Here is a 14,256-nt window from a genome sequence, read left to right as displayed (position 1 = left end):
TGAAATATAAGGGGGATCGGATGTATCGGGCGACGACGCGCCAGATCCAGGTGACGGCGACGCCGCGCTATGTGGCGGAGCGCTCGGACCCGGACCAGGGCAATTTCTTCTGGGCCTACACCATCGAGGTGGTGAACCTGGGCGGCGATGTCGTGCAGCTCAAGGCGCGCCACTGGGTCATCACCGACGCCCACGGCCATGTGGAGGAAGTGCGCGGGCCCGGCGTGGTGGGCGAGGAGCCGGTGCTTCCCCCCGGCGGGCGGTTTGAATACACCTCCGGCGTGCCGCTCGCGACCGCCATGGGCATTATGAGCGGGCACTACGAGATGTTGACCGAGACGGGCGAATCCTTCTCGGTGGAAATCCCCGCATTCTCCCTCGATACGCCGGACATGCGCCGCGTTCTCAACTGAGTGGCAGCCCCCATGCAAGCGGCCAAGGCACCCGCCATCCACGCCGAAGCCGGCCAGCCGCTCGACGCCCGGCCGATCGCCGCGGCGCTCGGCGCGGTGGTGGTGATCCTCGGCGCGGCCATGCTGCTGCCCGCCCTGGTGGATTATGCGGTGCGCTCGGGCGAGCAGGACGTGTTCGTCGGCACCTCGGCCGTCACCATCTTCGTCGGGGTTCTGCTGTGCGTCATCGGGCGCGGCGCCAACTTCCGCCGGCTGGACCTGCGCCAGGCCTTCCTGCTGACCACCTCGGTCTGGATCGTGCTGACCATCTTCGCCGCCCTGCCCTTCATGTGGGGCAAGGCCGGGCTGACGCCGGTCCACGCCATGTTCGAGGCCATGTCCGGCCTCACCACCACCGGCGCGACGGTGATGACCGGGCTCGATGCGCAGACGCCGGGCATCCTGCTGTGGCGGGCCTTGCTGCACTGGTTCGGCGGAGTGGGCATCGTGGTGATCGCCATCGCCGTGCTGCCCATGCTGAGCGTCGGCGGCATGCAATTGTTCCGCATGGAATCCTCCGACAAATCGGAGAAATTCCTGCCGCGCGCCGGCGCCGTGGCCAAGGGCCTGCTGCTGGCCTATGTGCTGCTGACCATCCTGTGCATCGCCAGCTACAAGATGGCGGGCCTCGATCTGTTCGATTCCTTCACCATCGGCATGTCCACCATGTCGAGCGGCGGCTTCGCCAATTCCGATTCCTCGCTGGTCGTGTTCGCCGACCCGGCGGTGGATTATGTGGCGGTCGTCTTCATGCTGCTGGCGAGCCTGCCCTTCCCGCTCTACATCCGCGCGCTTTCCGGCGATCCGACGCGGCTGTTCACCAATCCCGAGGTGCGCCTGTTCCTGGGCGTCGTCGCGGTGTTCACCCTCGCCTCCTTCGCCCAGCAGACCTTCCAGGGCGTGGCCCATGGGGAGACGGCGTTTCGCGGCGCCCTGTTCACGGTCGCCTCGCTGATCTCCACCACCGGCTTCATGGCCGTGGACTATACCAATTGGGGATCGCTCTCCGACGCCCTGTTCCTGGTGCTGATGTTCGTGGGCGGATGCACCGGCTCCACTTCCGGCGGGCTGAAGGCGCTGCGCATCGCCATCACGGCGAAGGCGGTGCGGCAGCATCTCAAGCGGATTTCCTATCCGAACGGGCTGTTTCCCCTGCGCTATGGCGGCGCGCCGGTGGCGGACGATATCGTCGCCTCGGTGCTCGGCTTCGTCTTCCTCTATTTCGCGACCTTCATCATCGTCGCGGCGACCTTGAACTGCATCGGCCTCGATGTGCGCACGGCGCTTTCCGCCACCGTGGCGTGCCTCGCCAATGTGGGGCCGGGGCTCGGCCCGATCGTCGGCCCCACGGGCAATTATTCCAGCCTGCCGGAAAGCGCGGTGGTGCTGCTGACCGCGACCATGCTGCTCGGCCGGCTTGAAATCCTCACCGTCCTGGTGCTGCTGCTGCCGCGCTTCTGGGTGCGCTGACCGCGCAGGGCGATGCCGCCCGCGGCGCGGGGCCGGCGCCGGATCAGGACGCGAGGTCGTCCGAAGCAGCGCCGGAGGATGATTCACCGGGGGATGCTTCACCGGGGGACGGCGCGCCGGCGGCCTCGTCTCCTGCCAGCACTTCCTCGGCGCGGAACCCATAGGCGCGGCCGCAGAATTCGCACGTGACCGAGACCCGCCCGTCCTCCTGCACCATGCCGGCACGCTCCTCGCGGCTGAACGAGGACAGCACGCCGAACACCCGCGCCCGCGAACAGGTGCAATGGGCGACGATGGGCTGGGGCTCGAACACCCGCACGCCGCGTTCGTGGAACAGGCGATAAAGCAGGGCCTCGCTGGGCAGGGCGTGGTCCAGCAATTCCACGTCCTCCAGCGTGCCGACCAGCGATTGCGCCTCCATCCAGGCATCATCGAGGGGCACGTCCGGCTGTTCCGTGCCCTCGGGCGCGTCGCCGGGATGCAGGTCGCCCTGCGCCGCCCGGCCCGCCTCGGCGGGCAGGAATTGCGCCAGCAGGCCGCCCGCGCGCCACGCCGAAGGCTCTCCGCCGGGCCGCATCTCCTCGCCCACGGCGAGCCGCACGCGGGTCGGAATCTGCTCGGATTGCTGGAAATATTGATGGGCCGCGGCCTCCAGCCCGTCGCCTTCCAGCGCCACGACGCCCTGGTAGCGATTGGCGGAGAGGCCCTGGTCGATGGTCATGGCGAGATGCCCGCGGCCGATCAACACCGCCGGGGCGGCGGCGTTCGTGGCCTGCGCCTGCGCCACCGCCTCGGCATCGAAGCGGGCATAGGCGCGCACCTTGTCGGGGCTGACGAAATCCACCACCACCATGTCCACCGGACCGTCGGTCTGGGTCTGGAGGATGAAGCGGCCCTCGAATTTCAACGAGGAGCCCAGCAGCACCGTCAGGGCCACGGCCTCGCCGACCACGCGCTTCACCGCATCGGGATAATCGTGATGCACCAGCACCGCGTCGAGCATGGATCCGACGCGCACCACGCGGCCGCGAATATCGAGCGCGTCCACCTGGAACGGAAGCACCGAATTGTCGGGCGCTTCCAGGCGCGGTTCGGGATGTGTGTCCTTGGTCATGGTCCCTCATTCCCACCGCCCGGCCAGGGGCCGGGCCTTCGACCGCCGCCGCTTGGATGTTCTCGGGCGCCGCGCGCGCCCGGCCGGGGGAGAAGGGCTTTCCCCTCCCCCGGCACCGCGACTCAGGCTGCGGGCGTGTCGAAGCACCAGGCCAGAATGCCCTTCTGGGCATGCAGGCGGTTCTCGGCCTCGTCGAACACCACCGATTGCGGGCCGTCCATCACCTCATTGGTCACTTCCTCCCCGCGATGGGCGGGCAGGCAATGCATGAAGATGGCGTCCGGCGCCGCGCGCGCCATCAGGGCGCGGTTCACCTGATAGGGCTTCAGGAGATTGTGGCGCCGCTCCGCCTCCTTGTCGCCCATGGAGACCCAGGTATCGGTGACGATGCAGTCCGCCCCCTCCGCCGCCGCTTCGGGATCGCGGGTGAACTTCACCCGGGCCTTGGTCTTCTTGACGAAGTCCTTCAGCGCCTGGCGCGGCGACAATTCCTTCGGGGTGGCCACGTTCAGCTCGAAATCGAAGCTATGGGCGGCATGGATCCAGGAGGCGAGCACATTGTTCGCGTCCCCGGTCCAGGCCACCTTTCGCCCGGCAATGCGGCCCTTGTGCTCCTCGAAGGTCATCACGTCGGCCATCACCTGGCAGGGATGGGAGACCCGGGTCAGCCCGTTGATGACCGGCACGGTGGCATGGGTCGCCAGTTCCACCAGGTCCTCATGGCTGAGGATGCGGATCATGATGGCGTCCACATAGCGCGACAGGACGCGGGCGGTATCGGCGATGGTCTCGCCGCGCCCGAGCTGCATTTCCGCGCCGGTGAGCATCACCGTGTCGCCGCCGAGCTGGCGCATGGCCAGATCGAACGACACGCGGGTGCGCGTGGACGGCTTGTCGAACACCATCGCAAGAGACTTGCCGGCAAGCGGCCGCTCCGCCGTGCCGGCCTTGCGCTTGGCCTTGAGATCCTTCGACAATTCGAGCACCCGCCGCAGCTCCACCGCGGGGATGTCGGACAGATCGAGAAAATGACGCACGCCATTGTCCTTCATTCGGCGGCTCCCTTCGCCGACGCCAGTGCAAGGCCGTTCTCGATCCGCAGGCAGGCGGCCTCGATTTTCTCGGCGGCAATGGCGATCTCCTCCTCGCTGAGGATGAGAGGCGGCAGAAGTCGAACCACATTGTCTCCGGCGCCGGGGGCCAGCAGGCCCTCGTCGCGCAGGGCGAGCACCAGCTCGGCGGCGGGGCCCTGCGCCCTCACGCCAAGCAGGAGCCCTTCACCTCGCACCTCGGCGATGACCGCGGGATGACGGTCCTTGATCTCGTTCAGGGTGCGCACGAGCAGCGCGGAGACCGCCTGCACCCGGTCGAGGAAACCGTCCGCCAGCACCACGTCCAGCACCGCATTGCCCACCGCCATGGCGAGCGGATTGCCGCCATAGGTGGAGCCGTGGGTGCCGAGCGTCATGCCGCGGGCGGCATTCTCCGTGGCGAGGCACGCCCCCATGGGGAAGCCGCCGCCGATGCCCTTCGCCACCGCCATGATGTCGGGCAGGATGCCGGAGGTCTGGTAGGCGAACAGGGTGCCGCTGCGCCCGACCCCGCACTGCACCTCGTCCAGGATCAGCAGCAGGCCATGCTCGTCGCAGAGCGCCCGCAGCTGGGGCAGGAAATCCGCCGGCGGCACGCGCACGCCGCCTTCGCCCTGGATCGGCTCCACCAGGATCGCCCCGGTCTCCGGCCCGATGGCGGCCTTCACCGCCGCGATATCGCCGAACGGCACATGGTCGAAGCCCGGCATGTTGGGGCCGAAGCCTTCCAGATACTTGGCATTGCCGCCGGCGGCGATGGTCGCGAGCGTGCGCCCGTGGAACGCGCCCTCGAACGCGATGATGCGGTTCTTCGCCTCAGCGCCGATCACATATTGGTAGCGGCGCGCCATCTTGATGGCGCACTCCAGCGCTTCCGCACCGGAATTGGTGAAGAACATGGTATCGGCGAAGGTCACGGCCTTCAGCCGCTCGGCCAGGCGCTCGCCACCGACGATGCGGAACAGGTTCGAGGTGTGCCAGAGCTTTCCCGCCTGCTCGGTCAGGGCCGAGACCAGATAGGGATGGGCGTGCCCGAGGATGTTGACCGCAATGCCGGCGGTGAAATCGAGAAAACGTCGCCCGTCCGTCGTGACGAGCCAGCAGCCCTCTCCCCTTTCAAAAACGAGGTCGATGCGCGCGTAGGTCGGCAGAACGGGGGTGATCACGGAACCCCTCCTCTTGGGGTGGGGCGAAACGCACAGCGTCTCGCCGGACATCAGAAACGCCAAAGGCCGCCCTCGCGGGGCGGCCCGACAAAAAGGGATTCTAATGATCGCGCGCGTGAGGTCAACAGAGCGCAGCCGTTAACCTGATTGTAACGACTTGGGGACAACGGCGCGGGAATGCATTCCGACTCTGTGCGCGGGTGCGTGCATATTGTAGTTTGCTCGTGGCCGACCACGACATGTCGTGCAGGCCTGTTCCCCAAGTGACGTTGGGCCCTGCGAACCCGCGTGCAATGGCGCGCCTGGGTGCGGGAGAAGAGTCGAAGGAGGAGAGCGATGAGCTGGAACGACGAGCGCGTCGAACTCTTGAAGAAGCTCTGGGGCGAAGGGCTTTCCGCAAGCCAGATCGCCGGCGAGCTGGGCGGCATCACCCGCAATGCGGTGATCGGAAAAGTGCACCGCCTCGGCCTCTCCGGCCGTGCGAAATCAACGGTTCCCGCGGCTCGCCCGCGCAAGGCGCGGCCGGAAGCGCCCGCACACAAGCCCGCGCCTCAGCCGCAGACCATCGGCAACACCGCGCTCGCCCCCGCGCTGGAAGCCTTCGTGGCGCCCGAGCCCGCGCCGCGCCCGGCCTCCGCCGGCAATGTGGTCGCCATGGGCCAGCGCTGCACCATCATGAACCTCACCGAGGGCACCTGCCGCTGGCCGATCGGTGAGCCGGGCACGGAAAGCTTCTATTTCTGCGGCGGGCGCAGCCTCACCGGCATGCCTTATTGCACGACCCATGCGCGGATGGCCTACCAGCCCACGCAGGATCGCCGCCGGGACCGTCGCGTCGCCCGCATCTGAGCGGCGCGCACCGGGAACGACATGTGCCGGCGCAAGCGTTTGCCGGCACATGCAAGGAAGGACCCCGGAGCAGATCGCCGGGCATGCGAGGCGGGGAACGACCGGCGTGGGCCTCGGCCCAATCGGGGAAGGCGTTCCCGGAGCGGGTCTTTCGAGAAGGGCGCGCCGCTCGCCCGGGCGTCGAAGCCATTTTAGGGTCTGCCAGCGACCGGCTGGGCCCTGCTGAAACGCCAAAGGGGCCCTGCCCGCCGCGCGAGATGGCGTGCCGCGATGGGCGACCAGCCGCAGCGACCCGATTTGCGCGAAGATCGCATCATACGAAACGGACAGCCGGCCAGGCGCATCGGCCGGGCCAGGATTTGCGCCTTGCCCCCCGCCTGTGGGCCGGCGCCTGCGCGCCATCACTTTTCGCGAAATAATGATCTTGGCGATGTGCGCCGCAGAGCATCCGGCGGCTTGCCGGGGGTGCGAGCGCGACAGGGATCGACCTGCCGGCGCCCGCCGCGTCTGGCCCCTGGCGCTCAATGCACGCGGGCGAACATCTCGTTGAAGGAATAGCCGGCGCCGCGCACGGTGCGGATCGGATCGGACTGCCGGCCCCGGTTGATCGCCTTGCGCAGGCGGCCCACATGCACGTCCACCGTGCGCTCGTCGATATAGACGTCCTGTCCCCAGACGCCGTCGAGCAATTGCTCGCGGGAGAACACCCGTCCGGGGCTCTGCATCAGGAATTCCAGCAGGCGGAATTCCGTCGGCCCGAGATGGACCTCGCGCCCCGACCGGTGGACCCGGTGGGTCTCCCGGTCCAGCTCGATATCGCCGGCCCGCAGCAGGGTCGCCACATGCTCCGGCTTCGCCCGCCGCAGCAGCGCCCGCACCCGCGCCAGAAGCTCGGGAACGGAGAAGGGCTTGACGACATAATCGTCGGCCCCGGTGGCGAGGCCGCGCACGCGTTCCGTCTCGTCGCCGCGGGCGGTGAGCATGATCACCGGCAGCCGCTCGGTTTCCGGGCGCGTGCGCAGGCGGCGGCACAGTTCGATGCCCGACAATCCGGGCAGCATCCAGTCGAGGATGACGAGGTCCGGCACGCTTTCGCGCAACCGGGTCTCGCCCTCATCGCCCCGTCCGACGCTCTCGACGAAATAGCCTTCCGACTCCAGATTGTAGCGGAGCAGAAGGGTCAGCGGTTCCTCGTCCTCGATAATCAAGATACGCGCAGGCACGGATTTTACCCCTGAAGGCTATGCCCCGGGAAAGCGACGGTCGTCTCGCTGGAGACATCCGCCTTCGGGCGCTCTTCGGACAACATCTGTCCCGAAACCATGTAATAGATGGTTTCCGCGATATTGGTCGCGTGGTCGCCGATGCGCTCGATATTCTTGGCGCAGAACAGAAGATGCGTGCACACCGAGATGTTGCGCGGATCTTCCATCATATAGGTGAGGAGCTCGCGGAACAGGGACGTGTACATGGTGTCGATGCCGCTGTCGCGCACCCACACGTCCACGGCCTTCGCCTGGTCGCGGCTGGCGTAGGCGTCCAGCACTTCCTTGAGCTGCTCCAGCACCAGGTCGGACATGTGCTCGACGCCGCGCACCAGCTTCTGGGGGTGATATTCCCCCTCGATGGCGAGGACGCGCTTGCCCACGTTCTTCGCGAGGTCGCCGATGCGCTCCAGGTCGGAGGCGATGCGGATCGAGGCCACCACATCGCGCAGGTCGCTGGCCACCGGCTGGCGCTTGGCGATGCAGATGATGGCCTTTTCCTCGATCTCCCGCTGGAGGTGATCGACGCTCGCATCGAGCAGGATCACCCGCTGGGCGGAAGCGGTGTCGCGGCGGATCAGGGCATTGACGGCGTCAGCCACCATGCGCTCCGACTGGCCACCCATTTCGACGACCTTGCGGCCGATCTCCTTCAGCTCGGCGTCGAAGGCCGAGACGGTATGGTCGGACATCTGGCAGATCCTTGCTCGGTCAGCCGAAGCGGCCGGTGATGTAATCGCGGGTCTTGATCTGCTTGGGGTTGGTGAAGATCACGTCGGACGGCGCGACCTCGACCAGCTCACCCAGGTAGAAGAAGGCGGTGATATCGGCGCAGCGCGCCGCCTGCTGCATGTTGTGGGTCACGATGACGATCGTGAAATCCTGCTTCAGCTCGTCGATCAGGTCCTCGATCTTCGAGGTGGAGATCGGGTCGAGCGCGGAGGTCGGCTCGTCCAGCAGGATCACTTCCGGCTGCACGGCAATGGTGCGGGCGATGCACAGGCGCTGCTGCTGGCCGCCGGACATGCCGAGCGCCGAGGTGTGCAGGCGGTCCTTGGTTTCTTCCCAGATGGCGGCCTTGCGCAGGCAGCTTTCCACCCGCTCGTCCATCTTCGCCTTGTTGAGGTTCTCGTGCAGGCGCACGCCGAAGGCGATGTTGTCATAGATCGACATGGGGAACGGCGTGGGCTTCTGGAACACCATGCCGATGCGCGTGCGCACGACGGTGGGGTCCAGCTCCTTGCCGACGATGTTCACGCCGTCGAACATGACGCCGCCCTCGGCGCGCTGGCCGGGATAAAGGTCGTACATGCGGTTGAACACGCGCAGCAAGGTGGACTTGCCGCAGCCCGAGGGCCCGATCATCGCGGTCACGCGCTTCTCGGGGATCTCGAAATTGATGTTCTTCAGCGCGTGGTTCTGCCCGTAATAGAAATCGAGCTTCTCCACCTTGATCTTGGTCGGCGCCTGGACCGCATCGGGCTTGGCCGAGACGGAAGAGGAGATATTGAAGGTCGGATCCACTGCAGAGTTCATGTCAGCCTCATTCGGTCTCTGGTCGCCCGGTGGGCCGGCCTGCTGCCGGCCCGGGCGGTGATCTTGGGCGCCCTCTGGGCGGTGATCTCAGGGTGCCGGCTCAGTGCGTGCGTGCCAGCACCAGGCGGGACACGACGTTCAGAACCAGAACGCCCACGGTGATGAGCAGGGCACCGGCCCAGGCCAGCGACACCCAGTCGTCGAACGGGCTTCCGGCATATTGATAGATCGCGATTGGCAAGCTGGCCATGGGCTTGCTGAGATCGGTCGACCAGGAATTATTGCCGAGCGAGGTGAACAGCAGCGGCGCCGTTTCACCGGCCGCGCGCGCGATCGCCAGCAGGATGCCGGTGACGATGCCGGCGCGCGCCGCCCGCCAGGTGATCATGATGACCACTTTCCATTGCGGCGCCCCGAGCGCGAACGCCGCTTCGCGCAGGCCCACCGGAACCAGGTTCAGCATGTCCTCGGTGGTCCGCACGATCACGGGAATGACCAGGATCGCCAGCGCGATGGCACCCGCCCAGCCGGAGAAGCCGCCGAACGGCACCACCAGGAACTGGTAGATGAACAGGCCGACCAGGATCGAAGGCGCCGAGAGCAGGATGTCGTTCACGAAGCGGGCGGCGGAGCCGATCTTCGTGCCCTTGCCGTTCTCGGCAAGGAAGGTGCCGGCGAACAGGCCGATGGGACCGCCGATGGCCAGCGCGATGCCGATCTGGATCAGCGATCCGACGATGGCATTCAGCAGGCCGCCGCCCTGGCCGGGAGGCGCCGTCACCTTGGTGAACACATTGAGGTTGAGGGCCGGAAGACCCCGGGAAATCAGGGTCCACAGGATCCAGGCCAGCAGGAAGATCGCGAACACCGCGAACCCCGTGGAGACGACCTTGACCGTATAGTCCTTGGCGCGGCGTGCTGCGAGGGATGCCATGACGTTTGCCTCCCGGATCAATCAAGCCGCGAGCGCACGAGCGCACGGGACAGGGCAAGGACGATGAACGAGATCACGAACAGGATGAAGCCCAGCTGAAGCAGCGAGGTCAGCTTCAGCGAGCCGATCGACGCTTCGGGGAACTCGTTCGCGATGGTGGAGGCGATGGTCGCGCCGGGCGCGAACAGGGAGGCCGAGAGGCGGGTCGCATTGCCGATCACGAAGGTGACGGCCATGGTCTCGCCGAGCGCGCGCCCGAGGCCCAGCATCACGGCGCCGACCATGGCGGTCTTGCCGTAGGGCACCGAGACGTTCTTATAGACCTCGAAGGTGGTGCCGCCGACGCCGTAGGCGGATTCCTTGAGCATCGGAGGCACGGATTCCAGCGTCTCGACGAACATGGCGGTGATGAAGGGGATGATCATCACGGCCAGGATCACGCCGGCGGTGAGCATGCCCGAGCCGAGCGGCGGCCCCATGAACAGGGCGCCGATGACCGGCAGGGGGCCGAGCCATTCGATCAGCGGCGGCTGCACATAGGCGGCCACCAGCGGGACGATCACGAAGAAGCCCCACATGCCGTAGATGATCGAGGGCACCGCCGCGAGCAGCTGCACCGCGACGCCGATCGGGCGCTTCAGGGGCTGCGGGGCGATCTCGGTGAGGAAGAAGGCGATGCCGAACGAAAGCGGCAGGGCGACGATGACCGCGATCACGGCGCTGAAGATCGTGCCGTAGATCATCACCAGGGCGCCGAAATTCTCGGTCACCGGGTTCCAGGCGGACGACCAGAGGAATTCCAGGCCGAAATGCTGAAGCGCGGGAAGGCCGCCTTCGAACAATTGGGCGATGATCAGACCCAGCAGGATCAGGACGAAGAACCCGCTCGCCCACAGGGCGGCGACGAAGATGCGATCGGCGATTGCCCCGACGCCCTTCGCCTCGCCGATGGGAATGATCCCGTCCGACCTCAGTTTATCGACCGTTGCGTCCATCGCCCGATGATCCCCAAATCCCGCGCGCCGCACAGCTCGCGCTCATGAAAACAGATCGCGCAGGCGACACGCGCACGGCTGCCGCGCGCACCATCGCCTCGAAATCCATCACTTCCAGGATGCCGGCCGGATGCCGGACCCCGATCGAATTCGCTTTGTGCCGGGCTGTGCCCGTCACAGGGATACGCGCCGCGAACCAGCCCCCGGCGCACCGTCCTGCGGCTCGCACCGGGCCGAACCGCCCGCGCCCCACACCCGCGTTACCGCACCCAAAATTACCGCACCAAAATTACCGCACCAAAATTGCCGCACCCGATGCCGCCGGCCCGCCAAATGCCCTGCATCGAGCGCCTGACCAGCATCTTCGTGCCGGCAATCTTCAGCAGGCGACGTGTCGAGCCGGCCGCGCCTTCGGCGCAGCTTTCCGAGAAACCGGTGCCCGGCCGCCTTGGCGGACGTCCTAAACAGTGGAAATCCTACGCACCGTTCACCGAGGCTGCCGTACCGGCAGCTTGAACCGGGCAAAGCCCCCGCCTCTTCCTCACGGAAAAGGCGGGGGCCTCGCGATCAGGGATCAGAAAACGGGCTTGCCGTCCGGAGCCTTCACTTCAGACTTCCAAGCCGCCTTGACGCGCTCCACAACCGCTTCGGGAAGCGGGATGTAGTGCAGCTTCTCGGCCATCTCGCTGCCTTCCTTGCCGTAGGCCCAGTCGAAGAACTTCATCACTTCGCGCGAAGCGTCCACATTGGTGGGGTTCTTCGGCAGAAGGATGTAGGTCGGGCTCACGATCGGCCACGCGCCGGCGCCGGCGGTGTTGATCATGGAAGCGGCGAAGTCCTTGGAACCGGCCCAGTCGGCCGCGGCAGCGGCTTCGATGAAGGCGGGAACTTCGGGCGACAGGAACTTGCCGGCCTTGTTCTGCAGCTGGGTCACCACGAGCTTGTTGGCGGCGGCGTAGATGAACTCCACGTAGCCGATGCCACCCTTGGTGTTCTTCACGTTGCCGGTCACGCCTTCATTGCCCTTGGCGCCAGCGCCCGTGGGCCACTGAACCGAGGTGGCAGCGCCCACCTTGGACTTCCATTCCGGAGAGACTTCCGAAAGGTAGCTGGTGAAGATGTAGGTCGTGCCCGAAGCGTCCGAACGATAGACGGGAACGATCGCGGTGGAGGGCAGCTTCAGGCCGGGGTTCAGGTCGGCGATGACCTTGTCGTCCCACTTGGTGATCTTGCCGAGATAGATGTCGGCGAGCACCGGGCCGGTGAGCTTGAGCTGGTTGGTCTCGACGCCGTCCAGATTGACGGTGGCGACAACCGAACCGATCACGGCCGGGAACTGGAGCAGGTTCGCGGAAGCGAGCTTGTCGGACGCCATCGGAGCATCCGAAGCGCCGAAATCGACCGTGCGGTTGACGATCTGGTTCTGACCGCCGCCGGAGCCGATGGACTGATAGTTCAGGCCGTTGCCGGTCTTCTCTTTATACTTGGCGCCCCAGGTCTGGTAGACGGGGGCCGGGAACGACGCGCCAGCGCCATTGATATCGATGGCGAAAGCGCCGCCAGCGAAAAGGGAGCTGGCAACAGCAATCGCTGCGCCAAGAGCGGTGGTGAGCTTCACGGGGTTCTCTCCTTGACCAATAGGTGTCGCCCGTCGGCTGTCTGCCGCGACGCAACATTGGGCCGGTTAACTGTAACGGTCCGGCGACACGGTTCTATGACCCCAACGTGACAGCGCGATGACGCTTCACACCTTTGATTTTACAGCGATTTTTTCGGGTACATCCACGAGATCGAACCTGACCGTAAAAGTTGCACCGGCATCTTGCCGGCTCTCGATCCCCAGGCGCCCTCTATGACGCGCCACAATATGCTTCACGATCGCCAGGCCCAGCCCGGTTCCGCCCTGGTCCCGGCTCACCGCCACATCCACCCGGTAGAAGCGTTCCGTGAGGCGCGGAAGGTGCTCGGGCGAGATGCCCGGGCCGAAATCCTGAACCGAAACCACCGCCGCCGGCGCTCCGGCCCGCTCGATGCCCACGGCCACTTCCACGCGGTGCCCATTGGCCCCGTACTTCAGCGCATTCTCGACCAGATTTTCGAACAGGCGGATCAATTCGTCCCGTTCGCCAAGGACATAGACCGGCTCCGGCGGACGGCGGACCTCGATCGTCACGTCCCGGTCCTGCGCCAGCGGGCCAAGGGTGTCGCACACATGGGCGACGATGCCGCCCAGCTCCACCGGGGTTTCCGGCCGCACATGGGCGTTCAGCTCGATGCGGGACAGCGACAGCAGATCCTCGATCAGGCGCGACATGCGGCGCGCCTGCGCGGCCATGATGCCGAGGAAACGCTCCCGCGCCGCAACATCGTTGCGGGCCGGGCCGAGCAGCGTCTCGATGAAGCCCAGGAGCGAGGCCAGCGGCGTGCGCAGCTCGTGGCTGGCATTGGCCACGAAGTCCGCGCGCATCTGCTCGATTCGGCGCTGGTGGGTCAGATCGCGGAACGTGAGCAGCACCGTATCGGGCGTGCGATCGTCCCGCGCGGTCGGACCGCGACGCGCCGGCTCGAGACGCAGCGGCACCACATGGGCCTCCAGCCAGCGGTCGAGAGGCACCCGCTCGCCGAACTCGACCCGGCGCGGGATGCCGTCCTGCGCCCCCGCGCGCACCGCCTCCAGCACCTCGGGCACGCGCACCAGGAACGACAGGGGATCGCCCACCTTGGCCGGTCCCACAGAGAGGGCGACCCGCTGGTTCGCGGTGAGAATCTCGCCGCCCGGCGTGAGCAAAAGCGCCGGTTCCGGCAGCGCCGCCACCACCGCTTCCACCCGCGGATCGACGCGGGGCGGCGCGGGCGGCTCGTCCCGCGGCGGCTCCGCGGGCATCGGCGGCGGCGCCGCGCGCGCCCGCAGCGCCACGAAGGCACAGGCGGAAAACAACACCACCAGGAGCGCCGCGAACGGCGGCGCGATCAGATCGAAGGCCGCTCCGGCGCCGAACAGTGCGCACAGCGCCACCAGCACGCCGAGGGAGGTGAACCAGGACGCCGCGCCCGCGCGGCCCGGCCTTGCGCCGCGCATCATGAGCCCGACCGTTCCAGGGGCCGCCGCCCCGCGCCGCGCCGGGCGGAAACCGCCGGCACCGAGGGACGGAAGAGCACGTGCCGTTTCGGCAGTGGCAGGCGAGACATGAAGCGCGTTTCCTCCCGCGACATTTGCCCAAGACAATTTTGAGGTCCGACGCAGCGATCCCGGTGGCATATGCTGTAGCGGCTGCACGAAGACAATAAGACAGCGGAGGCCCCAGCGCGCTTTCGCGCGCATTCCTCCAGCTTTTTTCTTTGGCTTTATCAGATCGATGCGCTCGCGCGCGGCGCGCGCCTTCC

General features: G+C 66.9%; 13 protein-coding genes. 3 read left to right on the top strand and 10 right to left on the bottom strand.

Features of this window, described 5'->3' with window-relative positions; genetic code table 11:
• The first annotated feature begins 20 nt into the window (after positions 1 to 20).
• Both apaG and V5F84_RS07315 read left to right on the top strand, forming a co-directional pair.
• Positions 21 to 413 carry a Co2+/Mg2+ efflux facilitator ApaG/CorD gene (gene apaG, locus V5F84_RS07320; protein ID WP_394046097.1) on the top strand — a complete coding sequence of 131 codons (393 nt, stop codon included), beginning with the start codon at positions 21 to 23 and terminating at the stop codon, positions 411 to 413.
• A 12-nt stretch (positions 414 to 425) separates the two neighbouring features.
• Positions 426 to 1,922, top strand: a complete 1,497-nt coding sequence (locus V5F84_RS07315; protein ID WP_394046095.1) for a TrkH family potassium uptake protein — start codon at positions 426 to 428, stop codon at positions 1,920 to 1,922.
• A 43-nt stretch (positions 1,923 to 1,965) separates the two neighbouring features.
• Here V5F84_RS07315 and V5F84_RS07310 read toward each other — a convergent pair whose 3' ends face one another.
• The 3 genes from V5F84_RS07310 to V5F84_RS07300 all read right to left on the bottom strand — a co-directional run bounded on the left by V5F84_RS07310 (position 1,966) and on the right by V5F84_RS07300 (position 5,293).
• Positions 1,966 to 3,036, bottom strand: coding sequence for an Hsp33 family molecular chaperone (locus V5F84_RS07310; RefSeq protein ID WP_394046093.1), 1,071 nt, complete (start codon positions 3,034 to 3,036; stop codon positions 1,966 to 1,968).
• Between the two features lie 122 nt (positions 3,037 to 3,158).
• Entirely contained in the window at positions 3,159 to 4,088 is a 930-nt protein-coding gene (gene argF, locus V5F84_RS07305) for an ornithine carbamoyltransferase (RefSeq protein ID WP_394046091.1), read from the bottom strand.
• Positions 4,085 to 5,293, bottom strand: a complete 1,209-nt coding sequence (locus V5F84_RS07300; RefSeq protein ID WP_394046089.1) for an aspartate aminotransferase family protein — start codon at positions 5,291 to 5,293, stop codon at positions 4,085 to 4,087. Before V5F84_RS07300 ends, argF begins: the two co-directional genes overlap by 4 nt.
• Positions 5,294 to 5,629: 336 nt before the next feature.
• On the opposite strand from V5F84_RS07300, the gene V5F84_RS07295 reads away from it, so the two are divergent.
• Positions 5,630 to 6,142 carry a GcrA family cell cycle regulator gene (locus V5F84_RS07295; RefSeq protein ID WP_394046087.1) on the top strand — a complete coding sequence of 171 codons (513 nt, stop codon included), beginning with the start codon at positions 5,630 to 5,632 and terminating at the stop codon, positions 6,140 to 6,142.
• A gap of 521 nt (positions 6,143 to 6,663) precedes the next feature.
• On the opposite strand, the gene phoB is transcribed toward V5F84_RS07295, so the two are convergent.
• The 7 genes from phoB to V5F84_RS07260 form a co-directional block, all read right to left on the bottom strand.
• On the bottom strand, positions 6,664 to 7,365 hold the full coding sequence (gene phoB / locus V5F84_RS07290) for a phosphate regulon transcriptional regulator PhoB (RefSeq protein ID WP_348844464.1): 702 nt from the start codon (positions 7,363 to 7,365) through the stop codon (positions 6,664 to 6,666).
• A 5-nt stretch (positions 7,366 to 7,370) separates the two neighbouring features.
• Positions 7,371 to 8,099 (bottom strand): phosphate signaling complex protein PhoU, encoded by a 729-nt coding sequence (gene phoU / locus V5F84_RS07285; RefSeq protein ID WP_394046085.1) that lies wholly within the window; start codon positions 8,097 to 8,099, stop codon positions 7,371 to 7,373.
• A 19-nt stretch (positions 8,100 to 8,118) separates the two neighbouring features.
• Positions 8,119 to 8,943, bottom strand: a complete 825-nt coding sequence (pstB, locus tag V5F84_RS07280; RefSeq protein WP_394046083.1) for a phosphate ABC transporter ATP-binding protein PstB — start codon at positions 8,941 to 8,943, stop codon at positions 8,119 to 8,121.
• Between the two features lie 100 nt (positions 8,944 to 9,043).
• Positions 9,044 to 9,877 carry a phosphate ABC transporter permease PstA gene (gene pstA / locus V5F84_RS07275; protein WP_394046081.1) on the bottom strand — a complete coding sequence of 278 codons (834 nt, stop codon included), beginning with the start codon at positions 9,875 to 9,877 and terminating at the stop codon, positions 9,044 to 9,046.
• A gap of 17 nt (positions 9,878 to 9,894) precedes the next feature.
• Positions 9,895 to 10,872, bottom strand: a complete 978-nt coding sequence (gene pstC, locus V5F84_RS07270) for a phosphate ABC transporter permease subunit PstC (RefSeq protein ID WP_394046079.1) — start codon at positions 10,870 to 10,872, stop codon at positions 9,895 to 9,897.
• 574 nt (positions 10,873 to 11,446) lie between these two features.
• Complete coding sequence (pstS, locus tag V5F84_RS07265) at positions 11,447 to 12,490, bottom strand: phosphate ABC transporter substrate-binding protein PstS (RefSeq protein WP_394046077.1); 1,044 nt, start codon at positions 12,488 to 12,490, stop codon at positions 11,447 to 11,449.
• 126 nt (positions 12,491 to 12,616) lie between these two features.
• A complete protein-coding gene (locus tag V5F84_RS07260; RefSeq protein WP_394046075.1) occupies positions 12,617 to 13,954 on the bottom strand; it encodes an ATP-binding protein in 1,338 nt (445 codons plus the stop codon).
• Between the last annotated feature and the right edge of the window lie 302 nt (positions 13,955 to 14,256).

It is taken from the genome of Roseixanthobacter liquoris, assembly GCF_043195135.2.
In the GTDB taxonomy this organism is placed as follows: Bacteria; Pseudomonadota; Alphaproteobacteria; order Rhizobiales; family Xanthobacteraceae; genus NCEH01.
Note: the sequence above shows the minus strand (reverse complement) of the source record. Positions and strands in the feature narration are given on the sequence as shown.

What these genes read in the sequence shown, in the direction of transcription:
- apaG (WP_394046097.1), top strand. Translation starts at nt 21, where the DNA reads ATGTATCGGGCGACGACGCGCCAGATCCAGGTGACGGCGACGCCGCGC.
- pstC (WP_394046079.1), bottom strand. Translation starts at nt 10,872, where the DNA reads ATGGACGCAACGGTCGATAAACTGAGGTCGGACGGGATCATTCCCATC.
- pstB (WP_394046083.1), bottom strand. Translation starts at nt 8,943, where the DNA reads ATGAACTCTGCAGTGGATCCGACCTTCAATATCTCCTCTTCCGTCTCG.
- V5F84_RS07310 (WP_394046093.1), bottom strand. Translation starts at nt 3,036, where the DNA reads ATGACCAAGGACACACATCCCGAACCGCGCCTGGAAGCGCCCGACAAT.
- V5F84_RS07295 (WP_394046087.1), top strand. Translation starts at nt 5,630, where the DNA reads ATGAGCTGGAACGACGAGCGCGTCGAACTCTTGAAGAAGCTCTGGGGC.
- phoU (WP_394046085.1), bottom strand. Translation starts at nt 8,099, where the DNA reads ATGTCCGACCATACCGTCTCGGCCTTCGACGCCGAGCTGAAGGAGATC.
- V5F84_RS07315 (WP_394046095.1), top strand. Translation starts at nt 426, where the DNA reads ATGCAAGCGGCCAAGGCACCCGCCATCCACGCCGAAGCCGGCCAGCCG.
- pstA (WP_394046081.1), bottom strand. Translation starts at nt 9,877, where the DNA reads ATGGCATCCCTCGCAGCACGCCGCGCCAAGGACTATACGGTCAAGGTC.
- V5F84_RS07260 (WP_394046075.1), bottom strand. Translation starts at nt 13,954, where the DNA reads ATGATGCGCGGCGCAAGGCCGGGCCGCGCGGGCGCGGCGTCCTGGTTC.
- argF (WP_394046091.1), bottom strand. Translation starts at nt 4,088, where the DNA reads ATGAAGGACAATGGCGTGCGTCATTTTCTCGATCTGTCCGACATCCCC.